This is a genomic window from Acinetobacter sp. FY731 (assembly GCF_059515905.1).
Window position 1 is genome coordinate 135,007 of the sequence record NZ_JCAKNB010000003.1, and the last position, 13,769, is coordinate 148,775.

The window sequence follows — 13,769 nt, forward strand, 5'->3', positions numbered from 1 at the left end:
GACACTATGGCTGCATTACCATCCCTAAGACAGCTATCATATCTAGTTACGCTGTCTGAAACGTTGCACTTCACAGAAGCCGCGCGCCGTTCATTTGTGACCCAGTCGACTTTGTCGGGCGGTATCATGGAATTAGAACGATTATTGGGTGGCGTACTCGTTGAACGTGATCGCCAAAACGTACGTTTAACCCCTTTGGGTGAACAAGTCGTTGCTCGAGCCCGTGTTCTATTGGCTGATGCACAAGACCTAATGCGTTTAAGTCGTGAAATGAGTGAACCACTGACAGGTGATTTACACCTTGGCGTGATTCCAACAATTGCTCCATTTATTTTGGCGCAACTGTTAGATGAAGTGCATAAGCAACTTCCTAAAATTCAACTTCATTTTCACGAAGCACAAAGCGAAAAAATTGTTGAGAGATTAGAGTATGGCAGCCTAGATATGGTTGTTCTTGCTCTACCTTTTGATACGCGTAGCTTAAAAGTTGCAGAAATTACTCGTGAAAACTTATGTTTGGTTTACCATAAGTCAGACCAAAATGCGGCAAATGCAAAAACTTTAGATCAGCTTGATTTATCTCGCTTGATGTTGCTTGAAGAAGGTCATTGCTTACGTGATCATGCCTTAAGTGCCTGCCCAATTGGCGAACGTAAAAATGATCATCGTTTAAAAGCAAGTTCTCTTCCAACACTTGTAGAGATGATTTCTGCAAATCTTGGCTTTACCCTACTTCCTGAAATTGCAATTCACACCAATATGGTGAAAGCAAATCCAGATTTAGTTGTTAAACCTATCGATGCTGCACCTAGCCGTACTTTAGCGTTAGTCACACGTAAGAGCACACCACTACAAAGTGAGTTCGATGTTCTACTTCAAATTTTGCAAAAAATTACGCAAAACCAGCAGTAATTTAGCAAATAAAAAAGGAGTCATTTATGACTCCTTTTTTTATTTTGAGCTTGTGATTATTTAATAGTGGCTAACAATAAACGCTGTGCATTGTGTAATGCACCACCGTCCTCAACGCTAGCACGTAGCCAAGTACCATCACTTTGTAATAGCCACGCTTGTTGATTATCTTTTAAGTATGTTAATAAACCTTGCTGATAAATACGTTTCTTCAATACTGAATCGACAATAGGAAAACATGCTTCAACACGATTGAATAAGTTACGATCCATCCAGTCCGCACTTGAACAGTAAATACGAGCATCACCATTATTACTAAAGTAATAAACACGAGTATGTTCTAAGAAGCGCCCAACAATTGAACGAACACGAATATTTTCAGACAAGCCTGGCAAACCAGGACGCAAACAACAAATTGAACGAATAATTAAATCAATTTGCACGCCCGCTTGTGATGCTTCATACAATTTATTAATCAGCTGTACTTCTGTTAAGGCATTTACTTTCACAATAATTTGTGCGGGTTTTCCTGCTTTTGCATTCGCAATTTCATCATCAATAAAATTAAGCAACTGAGCATGAAGCGTAAATGGTGCATGCAATAACTTTTTCAGCTTTGCCATTTTGCCCATTCCAGTGAGTTCTTGGAATACACGATGCACATCTTCGCAAAGCTCTTTATCTGTAGTGAGTAAGCCGTAGTCTGTATAAATACGTGCATTACCTGCGTGATAATTACCCGTTCCTAAGTGAACATAACGTACGAGCTTATTATTTTCACGGCGCACAACTAAAATCATTTTGGCATGTGTTTTATAGCCCACAATACCGTAAACAACCACTGCACCTGCTTCTTGCAATACATTTGCAACTTCAATATTCGACTCTTCATCAAAACGTGCTCGAAGCTCAATAACGGCTGTAACTTCTTTACCATTTCGAGCAGCTTCTGCAAGTACTTGTACAATTTCAGAATCTGGACCACTACGATATAAAGTTTGCTTAATTGCTAAAACTTGAGGATCACGTGCAGCTTCTCGAAGCAAGTTAATGACTGGTGCAAAAGATTCAAATGGATGATGTAGCAAAATATCTTGCTTTTGCATTGCACTAAAAATATTCTCAGATTTTTTGAGTACTTTTGGAATAATTGGCGTATGTGAATCGTAACGTAAATGTGGACGCTTAAAGTTCGTTAATAAACGTGCAAGATTCACAGGTCCATGAACTTTATAAAGTTGGGACTCATGTAAATCAAACTCATCTAATAAATATTCATAAATATTCTTTGGACAGTTTTGTGTAACTTCTAAACGTACTGCTCGACCAAAACGGCGCGAGTTTAACTCACCCTTTAATGCTTTAGCTAAATCTTCAACATCTTCATTCAGTGCTAAATCTGCATTACGTGTTACACGGAACTGATAGCAACCCGTTGCTGTCATACCAGGGAATAAATCTGAAACATGCTCATGAATAATCGCAGACAGCATGACATGATGTTCTTTACCATCTGTGAGTTCATCAGGTAAACGCACAACACGTGGCAATGAACGTGGGGCTGGAACAACGGCTAAATCAATCTGACGACCAAAAGCATCTTTCCCTTCTAAAGTCACAATAAAATTCAGTGACTTATTCACTAATCGTGGAAATGGATGTGCAGGATCTAAGCTAATCGGTGTTAATACAGGAGCGACTTGTTCTTGGAAGTATTTTTTCACCCATGCAGATTGTGCAGGTGTTAATTCTCCACGGCGTAAGAAACAGATATCTTCTTCACGTAATTTAGGTAAAATTTCTTCATTTAAAATGCGATATTGGCGCTCAATGGCTTCATGTGCAGTTTTAGAAATTTGTTCTAGAACCTGTTTAGGCGTCAAACCATCTGGACTGTGGCTTTCATTACCTAAGTCTAGTTGCTCCATCATTCCTGCAACACGAATTTCAAAAAATTCATCTAAGTTACGAGAAAAAATCAGCAAGAAATTCATGCGTTCAAGTAAGGGATGAAGCGGATCTACAGCTTGTTCCAACACACGCAAATGAAAATCTAGAATAGACAATTCACGATTGATATAGCGATCATTGTATGCATATTCAATTTGTGGAGCTTGCACAGGAATTTCACTTATAGCCGTATTCATAAATCACCATCATTATTTTAAAGTCTATCCATATCTATAAGTATGCTTCAAAATTGTGACAATTTCATAAAAAAAGCCCAATTTTATTGGACTTTTTGTTTACCGATTACAACATATACACATTACGGAACTTGGCTATAACGCATATACTTTTGAATCATTCGCTTACGATACTTTAATTTACTATCATGACGTCTGTCTTGAAAATACTTTGGATTTGGCAATATGGCTGCCAAAAATATCGCTTGTTCACGCGTTAAGCTTTTTGATGATTTACCAAAATAATGCTGAGTTGCTGCTTCAATACCATAAATATTTTCACCAAATTCAACAGAGTTTAAATATACCTCTAAAATACGTTCTTTTGACCACATACGCTCCATCATCCATGTAATGACAGCTTCTTGCCCTTTTCGAACAAATGATCTTTTATTATATAAAAATAAATTTTTAGCCAATTGCTGTGAAATTGTTGAGCCTCCCGCAACTAATTTCCCTTTATCTTTATTACGTTCTAAAGCAACTTTCATTCCATCCCAGTCAAAACCGTTATGGCTCATAAATTTTCCATCTTCAGCAGCAACAACAGCATGTTTTAAATAATCACTGATTTGGTCATAGTCACGCCATTCATGCTGAATAGGCTTAGACATATCTGACAAATAGTCAATTCGCATAAACATTGTTGTATTTACAGGATGCGTACGCCACCAAGCTAGACTTGCAAAAATCCACAATTGAACAATGAGTACTAAACTTACAAGTATCATTAATATACGCAGAATAAAGGCTTTCACGTTAGAACCATACCCCTGTCTAATTTTTTCGTGCTATCTTAAGATGTCATAAGCTTATTTAAAACAGCTTAATTATCATTTTTATCATAATGAATCATATCCCAAAAATCACATGACAAACCAAAATCCACCAATTATTCACGCAAAACTTGATATTCACCTTTGGTGGGCTACGGCACTGATTATTGCCATAAATGTCGCGTTATTTGCTTGGCAAGTAATAGCGGGTATGGATATTTCAAACCCAAGCTCTGCCGATGCCATTCGTTGGGGTGCAGATTATGCTCCTTTAACCTTTTTAGCTGAACCATTCCGTCTATTTAGTAGCATGTTTTTCCACTTTGGGCTTATTCATCTCATGCTCAATATGTGGGCTTTATATATTTTTGGCAGTATTGTGGAACAGCTTTATGGGCGTTGGTATTTTTTAGGACTGTACTTATTAGCAGGGCTTTCGGGTAGTTTATAAGTGGTTATATCTCTATTCAAGAGAGTTACACGCTTCTAAACTCAAATACAATGATTCCTGAGTTATTACCACGTGTTGGTGCAGGTGCTTCAGGTGCGGTGATGGGTTTAGGTGGATCATTAACTTTACTGGCTATACTGCCCCCGCTACCTCGTCAAAAATTCATTTTAGATAAGAAAACACTGATCATTGTCATGGCAATTAACTTAAGCATGGGCTTTATGATTTCAGGTATCAATAATGCTGCCCATATTGGCGGTATGCTTATGGGAGCATTTTTGACACTTATTTGGTATGTTGCTCAAAAATTCCAAAACAAGCTATTTATATGGTTCGGCATCATCACAGGTAGTATTATTTGCTACCTTGTTTATGAGTATTGTTTAACTCAAATTGAATATGTTTTACCGCTTTGGCAAGCATTATTAGCACATTTAACCAACTAAACCATCAACATAAAAAATAAATAGAAGATAAATCTTTACTGATTCATCTCTCTTAAACTTTGTAATGGTGGTATTTCAGACAAATAACTTAATCTATAACGCCCAATCAATGCACAAATCAAAGTCATACTGACAGGTAAAATAAACCAAATTTCCCAATGCATTTGCATCATTAAATCCATTTTATAGCTTGCTATTGCACTAATCACTTCTGCGAATAAACATGCAACAATACCTGCAACAAAGCCCATGAATCCAATTTCAAAAGTCATCATTTGCTTAAGTTTTTGCTTAGCCCCACCAAAAGAACGCAACAATGCTACTTCACGCTTTCGCTCTTCCATCAACAAATTCAAACATGCAACAAGCACTAAAATACCTGAAATACTCACCAATATAGCAAGTAAACTTATAATTTGAACAAGCACGCTCACAATACGTTTTACTTCATCTAAAATCAGGCTGATATCAATAAATACAGTATTGGAAAATTGCTGAATAAGTGCAATCAGCTTCGGTTTATCTTGTTCTGGTACATAAAAACTTCCCAAATAGCTTCCTGCATTTTCATCCATCGTTTTAGGTGAAAATATAAAGAAAAAGTTTGGACTAAAGCTTTCCCATTCCACAGATCTTAAATTCACGACTTTAGCCTCTAAAACCCCTTCAGGTAAGCTAAATGTTAATTTATCACCAAGATGAATACCCAGTTCATTTGCTGTTTTAGCTTCTACAGAGACTTCATTTTTAGCAGTAAAATTTGCACTTCCTGCCACAATATTATTGTCTTTTGGATACTGCTCAGATTGCGTTAAATTCAGTTCACGACGCAACGAATTATTTTGTTTTACTAATTCTTGTGCAAAAGGTTGATCATTTTTCGCAATCAATCTTCCACGAATATTGGGATATAAAGGTGTACTTTTCCATTGATTCGTATCCAACTGATTTTTCAGTTCAGGCATATCAAAAGGAGGTAAACCATATACAAATTGGTTTGGTGTACCCTCTGGCAGTTGCTGTTGCCAACAATCCAGCAAATCTGTTCTTAATACAGCAAGTACCGTAATTAAACTCAGCCCTAAAGCCAAAGCTGTAATTTGAAATGCAGATTGATATGGCACACGTACATAAGCAGAAACCTTCCACTTCAAAGTTTGAATGAACTTCAAGACACCCCAAATACATGCATATAAAACAGCACAAAGTACAATAATTGCGCCAATGACCCACAAGGTTAATATAAGATTTTCAGTTAATACCACACTAAAAACAATTAAACCTAAAGTACCTGTGAGCAACATCCAAAGCATAGATTTCACAGATTTTTCTTGTTGACGTATCACACGAATAGGTGGTGTATTGAGTAATTGCATCAGGCTTGGAACAACAAAACCCAATAACACAACAGCACTTGTTAGCATTGCAATAGGTAAAGGACCTAGCAACATATCGAGTGCTGAAAATTGCAATTCAATATGCGGAATAAGCTGCAACATTAGTTGCAATAAACCATAGCCAAGTGCCAAACCAACAACACTTCCAATAACAATTGAAATAACAATAACAACGGCAAGTAAACTTAAATATGCCGTTAAAATTTGCTTTTTGGTAGAACCAATACAACGTAACAAAGCAATATGATCTTGGTTTTGTTGCACATAGCGCTGACTTGTTAGCGCAATTGCGATACCACATAACAAAATGGTGAGAATATTTGCCAACTGTAAAAAGGTATCTAAATTTGCAATTGGTTTCATTAAGCGAGTATTCCCTTCACTCGCATTACGAAGTTTTAAACTATTTTGCTCATCTACATCTGCTCTAGATGACGTTGTTCCAGAGGTGTTTTTAGGATCTTTTACAATTGCTTTAAAGTTCTGCTCAAATGCTTTTGTGTCTTTTGCATTGCCTGAAAGCAATAAACGATATTCAATGCGACTACCCGTTTGTATTGCATTGGTCTTTGCTACATCTGCTTGAGAAATAATAACCGTAGGTGAAAATGCTGAAAAACCAAGTTCTTGATTCGAATCATGTTCAATTTCTGCACCAACTTTAAATGTCCCATCTGCAATATTCAGCGTATCCCCTACTTTTACTTTCAGCAAATCCATTGCTCGGGAGCTCAACCATACCTCTCCCGACTGAATTTGCTTAGCTGCATTCTCTTTGACTTTTAGTTCGCCACGTAATGGAAAGACATCATCAATTGCTTTCACATTCACCATAACAAATTGATCATTGGTAAAAGCCATAGAACCAAAAACAGTCGCATTAGATTGCTGTAAATTCAATTTTTCAGCTTCATCACGCCATTGATTTTCTATAGGATAGTTATCAGTAATCACCAAATCTGCTGCAAGCATTTCAGCTGCTTGCAAGGCAACTGCATCTTGAATTTGCTCATTACTAAACTTTAAGGCTGTGGTTGCACTTATTGCTAAAATTAAAGCAATAATAAGGAGATAGATACCTGAGCTTTTAAAACTTTGAATAAATAAAGGTCGAAAAAGAGCATTCATGATTATGCTCCTTGAGTTCGATCTATAAGTTGACCATTCAATAATTCATAATGTTTTTGGCATTGTTCTGCAAGCTGAACATCGTGTGTAACAAGCACTAAAGTTGTTCCCATTTCCCGATTCAACTCAAATAACAGCTGCTCAATTTCTTTTGCCGTTTCACCATCTAAGTTACCTGTAGGCTCATCTGCAAAAATTAATTTTGGTTCACTAATTAATGCCCGAGCAATTGCAACACGCTGTTGTTCACCGCCAGATAAAACTTTAGGTGTTTGTGATGATTGACGCTCTAACCCTACTCTTTTTAATAATGTTAATGCTTTATGCTCAGCTTCTGCATAATTAAAATGTGCATGCAAACGTAAAGGTAACATCACATTTTCTAACGCTGTTAAATGTGGTAACAACTGAAAAGATTGAAAGACAAAGCCAATATTTTTTAAACGAACTAAAGCGCGTTGCTCTTCATTCAAACGCTGAATGTCTTCCCCACATACAATAAGTTTCCCCGAACTTGCCTGATCTAAAGTCGCTAGGATTCCTAATAATGTCGATTTACCTGACCCAGAACGACCTGTTATTGCAACTTGCTCACCTTGTTTTATTTCAAAATTAAGATCTGTAAAAATCTTTAATTCTTTTTGTGCTAATTGTATCTTTTGACTCAATTGCTGTGCAGAGATAATTGCTTGTGGCATGATGGAATTATTATTGGTTAAGTCGGTCATATTGTCCCTATATGCAAAATCGCAATTCTATAAATCGTATATTGGCGTCTATCTTCGTTGTATGTTTTAGCATATTGCCTGTATGCATTTCAGCAAAAACAATTATGATCGTTGGAGATAGCTTAAGTGCTGGCTATGGTATTCAGACTGAACAAGGCTGGGTAAATTTACTCAAAAACCGCTTAGAGCAACAATATCCCAAAAAACATAAAGTGGTCAATGCAAGTGTCAGCGGTGAAACAACCAGCGGTGCTTTAGCAAGATTACCAAAACTACTGACTACTTATAAACCAGATATTGTGGTAATAGAACTTGGTGGCAACGATGGTTTACGTGGACAGCCCCCTCAAAATATTCAAAAAAATTTAGCTCAATTGGTTGCACAAAGCCAAAAATCAAAAGCCAAAGTCATTCTATTGGGCATGAAAATACCACCTAATTATGGTACAGCATATCAACACGCTTTTGAAAACAGTTATAAAGTTGTGAGCAATCAATATAAAGTAAAATTGATGCCTTTTTTCTTGAAAGATGTTGCTGGTCATAAAGACTTAATGCAAAAAGATCAAATTCATCCCAATGCAAAAGCCCAACCTATTTTATTAAATAATACTTACCCATATATAAAAGGCGCTTTATAAAGCGCCTTTTATTTTTCACCATGAATAATACACAGTAATCATTTTCTTAAAAATCGTAGAAAGATACTTCACCTGTTTCTAGTGAATACTCAGCACCAACCACTTTTAACTTACCTTGACCAATTAAATTTTCAAGTACAGCCGAACCATGACGCAACTGATTTACTGATGCAAAAACATTAGAACGAACAGCATGTTGTGAAAGTTTATCTAAATCATCTTTTAATTCTGTTTGCATTAAAATTTCAACAGATGGACGAACACGATTTACAATCGACATTAAGTTCGCAGAAGATGATTGCTCAGGATTCATAAGTGCTTCAATCGTTGAATGAATTGCACCACAATGCGTATGACCTAAAACAACAACAATTGGACAACCAAAACTCTCTGCAGCAAACTCAACACTACCTACTTGAGATGGCGCTACAATATTGCCAGCAACACGAATAACAAATAGATCTCCCAATCCCTGATCAAAAACCATTTCAGCAGGTACACGAGAATCTGAACAACCTAAAATAATTGCAAACGGCTCTTGGCTACCCGCCATTTCTGCACGTTGTTGATGTGTCAAAAGCTTAGGATGACTCGTTTCACCTTGGACGAAACGTAAATTTCCTTTTTTTAAACGATCTAAAGCTTCTGCTGCTGTTAGCATTATTTCTATCACCGATCTTTTAAGTTGTTATAGTTTAATCTCATGTTTTTTGATTGTCACTTGCAAAAAATAATAGCTGTATACTTTTTAATAATTTAGAACATTTAAATTAACATACCATTTTCATGCTTTTTCTCACACTTTTCTAAGAAGTTATAACAAATATCACAAAAACAAAGGATGACAGTTGAATTTAAATATTTATAATAGAATCAAAGAGATTCCTTTAATTTAATAAAGTTTTATCAGCAAAACACAACTCTAATACTTAAATAATTTTGCTAAGATCTAAAATTATGGGGTGCAAAAATGAAACAGATTAATACTCGATTATTCAAATTAAGATATGCACTTTGTATTGGTTTGACTATATTTCATTCACACCAAACATCTGCATATACACCCAAAGATACAAAAAACAACCAATCTAGCGTTCTACAAAAATATTTAAAACAAGAACGCACAAAAGCAGGGCTTAAAACAAAAACCCTAAAAGTGGGTGACATTACTTGGACGTACAATGAAGGCGGTGATATATCTAAACCTTCGGTTTTACTCATTCATGGTTTAGCAGGCACACGAGATCATTGGAATCGTGTCGCACACTATTTAACACCCTACTACCATGTCATTGCTCCCGATTTACCTACAAATGGTGATAGAACCTTCCCCAAAAGTTTTGATACATCTATCCCCAATATTACGTCTGAACTTAGACAGTTTGCACAAGCAATTGATGTTGATAAAGATTTGAATATTGCAGGACATTCACTTGGTGGCTCAATTGCAACCGTTTATGCATCACAATATCCGTTTGATACACAAAGTCTTTTTTTACTCAGTAGCGCGGGCATCTACAAACAAGCCAATACAAGTTATGCAAAAGACCCTCAAACACTTAAAAATTTACTTGTGTATAAACAAGGTGACTTTGAGAATGTCATTCATAAACTTATGACGACTCCACCACAATTTCCTTCTGAGTTCAAAACAGCACAAGAACAAATTTTGATTTCAAAATCATCTAAAACCAACCAAGCCATTGATCAAATTGTAAAGCTGAATCGTATATATACACCCGATACTTTTGCGCGTTTAACACGAAATGTAGAAGCCCCAACCTTAATTATGTGGGGTAAGCAAGATCAGATTATCAATTATGAAGTGGCAACAGAATTACAGAGCCTTTTAAAGCGTGCAGAAAAACCAATTATTTTAAATAATGTTGGTCATATGCCTAATATTGAAGCTGACAAATTGGTTGCTCAATATTATTTACCATTCCTTTCAAAGACACAGAACCTAAAGAATCCACTTGCTGATAAACTAATATCTTTCAACTAGGCTGTTTAGAATTTTTATGCAAAAAAACCCAATGATTGAGCAACTCATAGAAGCTCATCTCGAATTTTTAGAACATGAATTTTCTCAAGCTAAAACAATTGAAGATGAGTTCTTACATTTTCACCAATGGTTTAGAAAACAAAAACTACAAGATATTTGGACTTTTGAACAAATTAATCAGCTGATTCAAAAACAAGTTTTAGCTACACCTGCAAGTGCATTTTTAATTGAACAAATTGCTGAACACATTCACTTTGCGTTGGTACACCCTATCAATGAAACAACAAAAATTGCAGATGTTATTCCTGTGTTAACCGTAGATAAAATTGCACAATATGTTGCAAGTAAAAGTGGTCATAGAGAACGCCTAATTAAAACTATTGTTAACAACCAAGCATTTTCTGCAATGGTGACACAACTTATTCAACACTCTATTCAAGATTATTTAGATAATTCTGCAATGGTCAAGAATGTTCCTGGTGTTTCAAGTTTCATGAAAATCGGAAAGTCTGTATTAGAAACAGTGACAGACTCCAATCTAGAAAACACCATAAATCACTATTTGCAAAAAAATATTCAAAAGCTTAGTCAAATAAGTGAACATGTTTTAAATCATCATTTCGATGACAATAAGCTTTATCATTTCCAAGCCAATTTATGGCATAAAATTAAAGATAAACCATTATCTGTTTTAAAAAATTATATTGAGACGCAAGATTTACCAAAAACAGTCGAAATGGGACATGAAATTTGGGATGCCATTCGCCAAACAGACTATTTAAAGCAACAAGTTCATGACGGTATTTATGCTTGGTACGTACGCAACCAAGAACGCTCTTTCGACTTATTATTACGTGATTTGAATATTGACGAAGCCTTAGTTCAAAATGAACTACAAAAACTACTCACTCCCGTTATTCAACACATGATTTCCACAGAACATTTGAAAATACGAGCACGTTTTTACTTAGAGAAATTCTATTATTCTGAACAAGCTCAAAAAATTTTAGCAAAATAAAAAAAGCCTCCTAACTGGAGGCTTTTACATTGTAAAATTAGAACTTATAAGTTAAACCAATGTTGTAACGACGACCATCGAGTACATAGTCATAAGTTTCCACATCAATACGCTTATCCAATAAGTTATATACCCCAGCATTCACTTGAATTTGATCTGTTGGTTTATAGTTTAAACCCACATCCATCATGCCATACGCAGGTTTACCTTTTGCCATAGTCGTACGGCTTAAATATTCCGATGTTTTACTACGATAATTTACACGTCCCCAAACACCAATAGTATCTGTTGCTTGCCAATCTACTGTCGTATTAAACATGTGCTTTGGCATTTCATTCAGTGGCTTACCTTTATTCACACCACTTTTTTGCTCGGTATCCGTTAATGTATAGTTTGCATTTAACTTAATGTCGTCATTAATTTTCCAACCAAAAGTTGCTTCTATACCACGCATATTGGCTTTGTCTACATTTTCACGCAGACTCACAAAATCAAAATTCTCACCTAACCAAGGACATGCTGCACTTCCTGAACCACCATCACATACTCGAACTTCAGTAATCTTATCTTTAAATTCACTATTAAAAATGGTGAAGCCTGCGTTTAAATTTGCATTGTTATCCCAATTTGCTGAAACTTCGTAGTTAATACTTTTTTCAGGTTTTAAATTTGGGTTGCCGACAATTACACCATTACTTTGTCCACCACCTGTCACTTGCCCCCACTCAGCGACTGTGGCACGAAGTGCTGGTGTCTTATAACCTGTCGATACTCCACCTTTAACAACCCATTCATCATTTAACGTCCATACACCATAAACTTTAGGACTTAAATGATCCCCAAATTTTTCATCTTTATCCAAACGAAGTGATGTTGTTAATACAAATGGTTCTACAATTGTCCAGTTATCTTCTGCAAATACAGCCCAACTATAGCGATCTAATTTTGAAAGCTTTGAACCATTCACTGCAAGTTGATTACCTAAATCTTCCAAATTTTCTTTTAAATACATCCCACCAAAACTTAAATCATGTGAACCTAATTGAATTTGGTTATTTGTATTAAATGTTGTATTTATAGCTTTCATTTGACGTGAAGGATTTTCATTTTCTTCGCGTTGAATATATGAATTTGTTTTTACTTTTCCAACTTCACCTCTATGAGTAATACTATATTCTGTACGGTAATAGTCTGTGATTGAGTCTGTTGGAAGCTGTCCTTTTTTATTCGGTACATTGGCAATGGTTTTCCCTACCGTACCATTTCGGTCTTGAATTGAACGCTGATATTCAAAATCAATCGCATGTTGATCATTTGGCGTTAAGGTTAATGTTGCACCACCTGCACGCATTTTTTGTTCTTTATAACCTCCAATAATGTCATCTTCTTGACGCTTCGAATATGTACCATTGGCTTTCAAAGAAAGTAAATTTTTAATTAATGGCCCCGAAATATAAGCATTTGTTTGATATGTATTTCCAGCATCTGAATGTTCTTGAATGGTCGAATCAACTTTTACAGCACCCGACCATTCAGTTGCCGATTTTTTAGTGATGATGTTAATGACGCCCCCCATTGCATCCGAACCATAAAGTCCAGACATTGGTCCTCGAATAACTTCGATTCGCTCAATAGATTCAATACCCGGTAACCAACCTTGTTCAATACCCGAGTTATCACTATTGGGACGTACTGATCGCGTATTTACTTTTTTGCCATCAACCATAATTACAGTATAGGCACTTCCCATACCACGTATGCTGATATCACTTGAACTACCACCACCTGTTACTACAACACCAGGCACATCTTTTAAAGCATCGGTCACATCACGATATGCTTTTTTATTGATGTCTTCTTGAGATAAAATAGAAATAGAAGCTGCAGCTTTTTTTATATCTTGTTCAAAGCCACTTGCCGAAACCACAATGGTTTTCAGTTTTGCTGTGTTGTCAGTCGATTGAAATGTTGACGATTCCGCACTTACAACTCCACTAATACTCAATAATATAACTGTCGTTAATGTAGTTTTATTAAACTTTAAATGCATATACTTTACCCAATCATGACTAGCTAGTAAA

At 35.9% G+C, this 13,769-nt stretch carries 10 protein-coding genes and 1 pseudogene; 5 read left to right on the forward strand and 6 right to left on the reverse strand.

Annotated features, from left to right (window positions below):
* Nucleotides 1-6 precede the first annotated feature (6 nt).
* Nucleotides 7-912 (forward strand): LysR family transcriptional regulator OxyR, encoded by a 906-nt coding sequence (oxyR, locus tag AC5YC8_RS04785; RefSeq protein ID WP_496116416.1) that lies wholly within the window; start codon nt 7-9, stop codon nt 910-912.
* A gap of 56 nt (nt 913-968) precedes the next feature.
* Here the strand turns inward: oxyR and ppk1 are convergent, their stop codons facing one another.
* Both ppk1 and mtgA read right to left on the reverse strand, forming a co-directional pair.
* Nucleotides 969-3,059, reverse strand: coding sequence for a polyphosphate kinase 1 (ppk1, locus tag AC5YC8_RS04790; RefSeq protein WP_496116417.1), 2,091 nt, complete (start codon nt 3,057-3,059; stop codon nt 969-971).
* Between the two features lie 122 nt (nt 3,060-3,181).
* Nucleotides 3,182-3,856 carry a monofunctional biosynthetic peptidoglycan transglycosylase gene (mtgA, locus tag AC5YC8_RS04795; protein ID WP_496163743.1) on the reverse strand — a complete coding sequence of 225 codons (675 nt, stop codon included), beginning with the start codon at nt 3,854-3,856 and terminating at the stop codon, nt 3,182-3,184.
* 112 nt (nt 3,857-3,968) lie between these two features.
* On the opposite strand from mtgA, the pseudogene AC5YC8_RS04800 reads away from it, so the two are divergent.
* A pseudogene (locus AC5YC8_RS04800) lies at nt 3,969-4,771 on the forward strand (rhomboid family intramembrane serine protease).
* Nucleotides 4,772-4,806: 35 nt separating this feature from the next.
* Here the strand turns inward: AC5YC8_RS04800 and AC5YC8_RS04805 are convergent.
* The gene (locus AC5YC8_RS04805) at nt 4,807-7,296 is read right to left on the reverse strand and encodes an ABC transporter permease (protein ID WP_496163744.1); all 2,490 of its coding nucleotides are present in this window, start codon (nt 7,294-7,296) and stop codon (nt 4,807-4,809) included.
* 2 nt (nt 7,297-7,298) lie between these two features.
* On the reverse strand, nt 7,299-8,024 hold the full coding sequence (locus tag AC5YC8_RS04810) for an ABC transporter ATP-binding protein (RefSeq protein WP_496163745.1): 726 nt from the start codon (nt 8,022-8,024) through the stop codon (nt 7,299-7,301).
* Between the two features lie 11 nt (nt 8,025-8,035).
* On the opposite strand from AC5YC8_RS04810, the gene AC5YC8_RS04815 reads away from it, so the two are divergent.
* The gene (locus tag AC5YC8_RS04815; RefSeq protein ID WP_496163746.1) at nt 8,036-8,665 is read left to right on the forward strand and encodes an arylesterase; all 630 of its coding nucleotides are present in this window, start codon (nt 8,036-8,038) and stop codon (nt 8,663-8,665) included.
* 46 nt (nt 8,666-8,711) lie between these two features.
* Here AC5YC8_RS04815 and AC5YC8_RS04820 read toward each other — a convergent pair whose 3' ends face one another.
* Nucleotides 8,712-9,326, reverse strand: coding sequence for a carbonic anhydrase (locus AC5YC8_RS04820; protein WP_496163747.1), 615 nt, complete (start codon nt 9,324-9,326; stop codon nt 8,712-8,714).
* Nucleotides 9,327-9,635: 309 nt separating this feature from the next.
* On the opposite strand from AC5YC8_RS04820, the gene AC5YC8_RS04825 reads away from it, so the two are divergent.
* Both AC5YC8_RS04825 and AC5YC8_RS04830 read left to right on the forward strand, forming a co-directional pair.
* Nucleotides 9,636-10,670, forward strand: a complete 1,035-nt coding sequence (locus tag AC5YC8_RS04825; protein ID WP_496163748.1) for an alpha/beta fold hydrolase — start codon at nt 9,636-9,638, stop codon at nt 10,668-10,670.
* A 16-nt stretch (nt 10,671-10,686) separates the two neighbouring features.
* On the forward strand, nt 10,687-11,688 hold the full coding sequence (locus AC5YC8_RS04830) for a hypothetical protein (RefSeq protein WP_496163749.1): 1,002 nt from the start codon (nt 10,687-10,689) through the stop codon (nt 11,686-11,688).
* Between the two features lie 37 nt (nt 11,689-11,725).
* On the opposite strand, the gene AC5YC8_RS04835 is transcribed toward AC5YC8_RS04830, so the two are convergent.
* Nucleotides 11,726-13,738 (reverse strand): ligand-gated channel protein, encoded by a 2,013-nt coding sequence (locus AC5YC8_RS04835; RefSeq protein WP_496163750.1) that lies wholly within the window; start codon nt 13,736-13,738, stop codon nt 11,726-11,728.
* Nucleotides 13,739-13,769 lie beyond the last annotated feature (31 nt).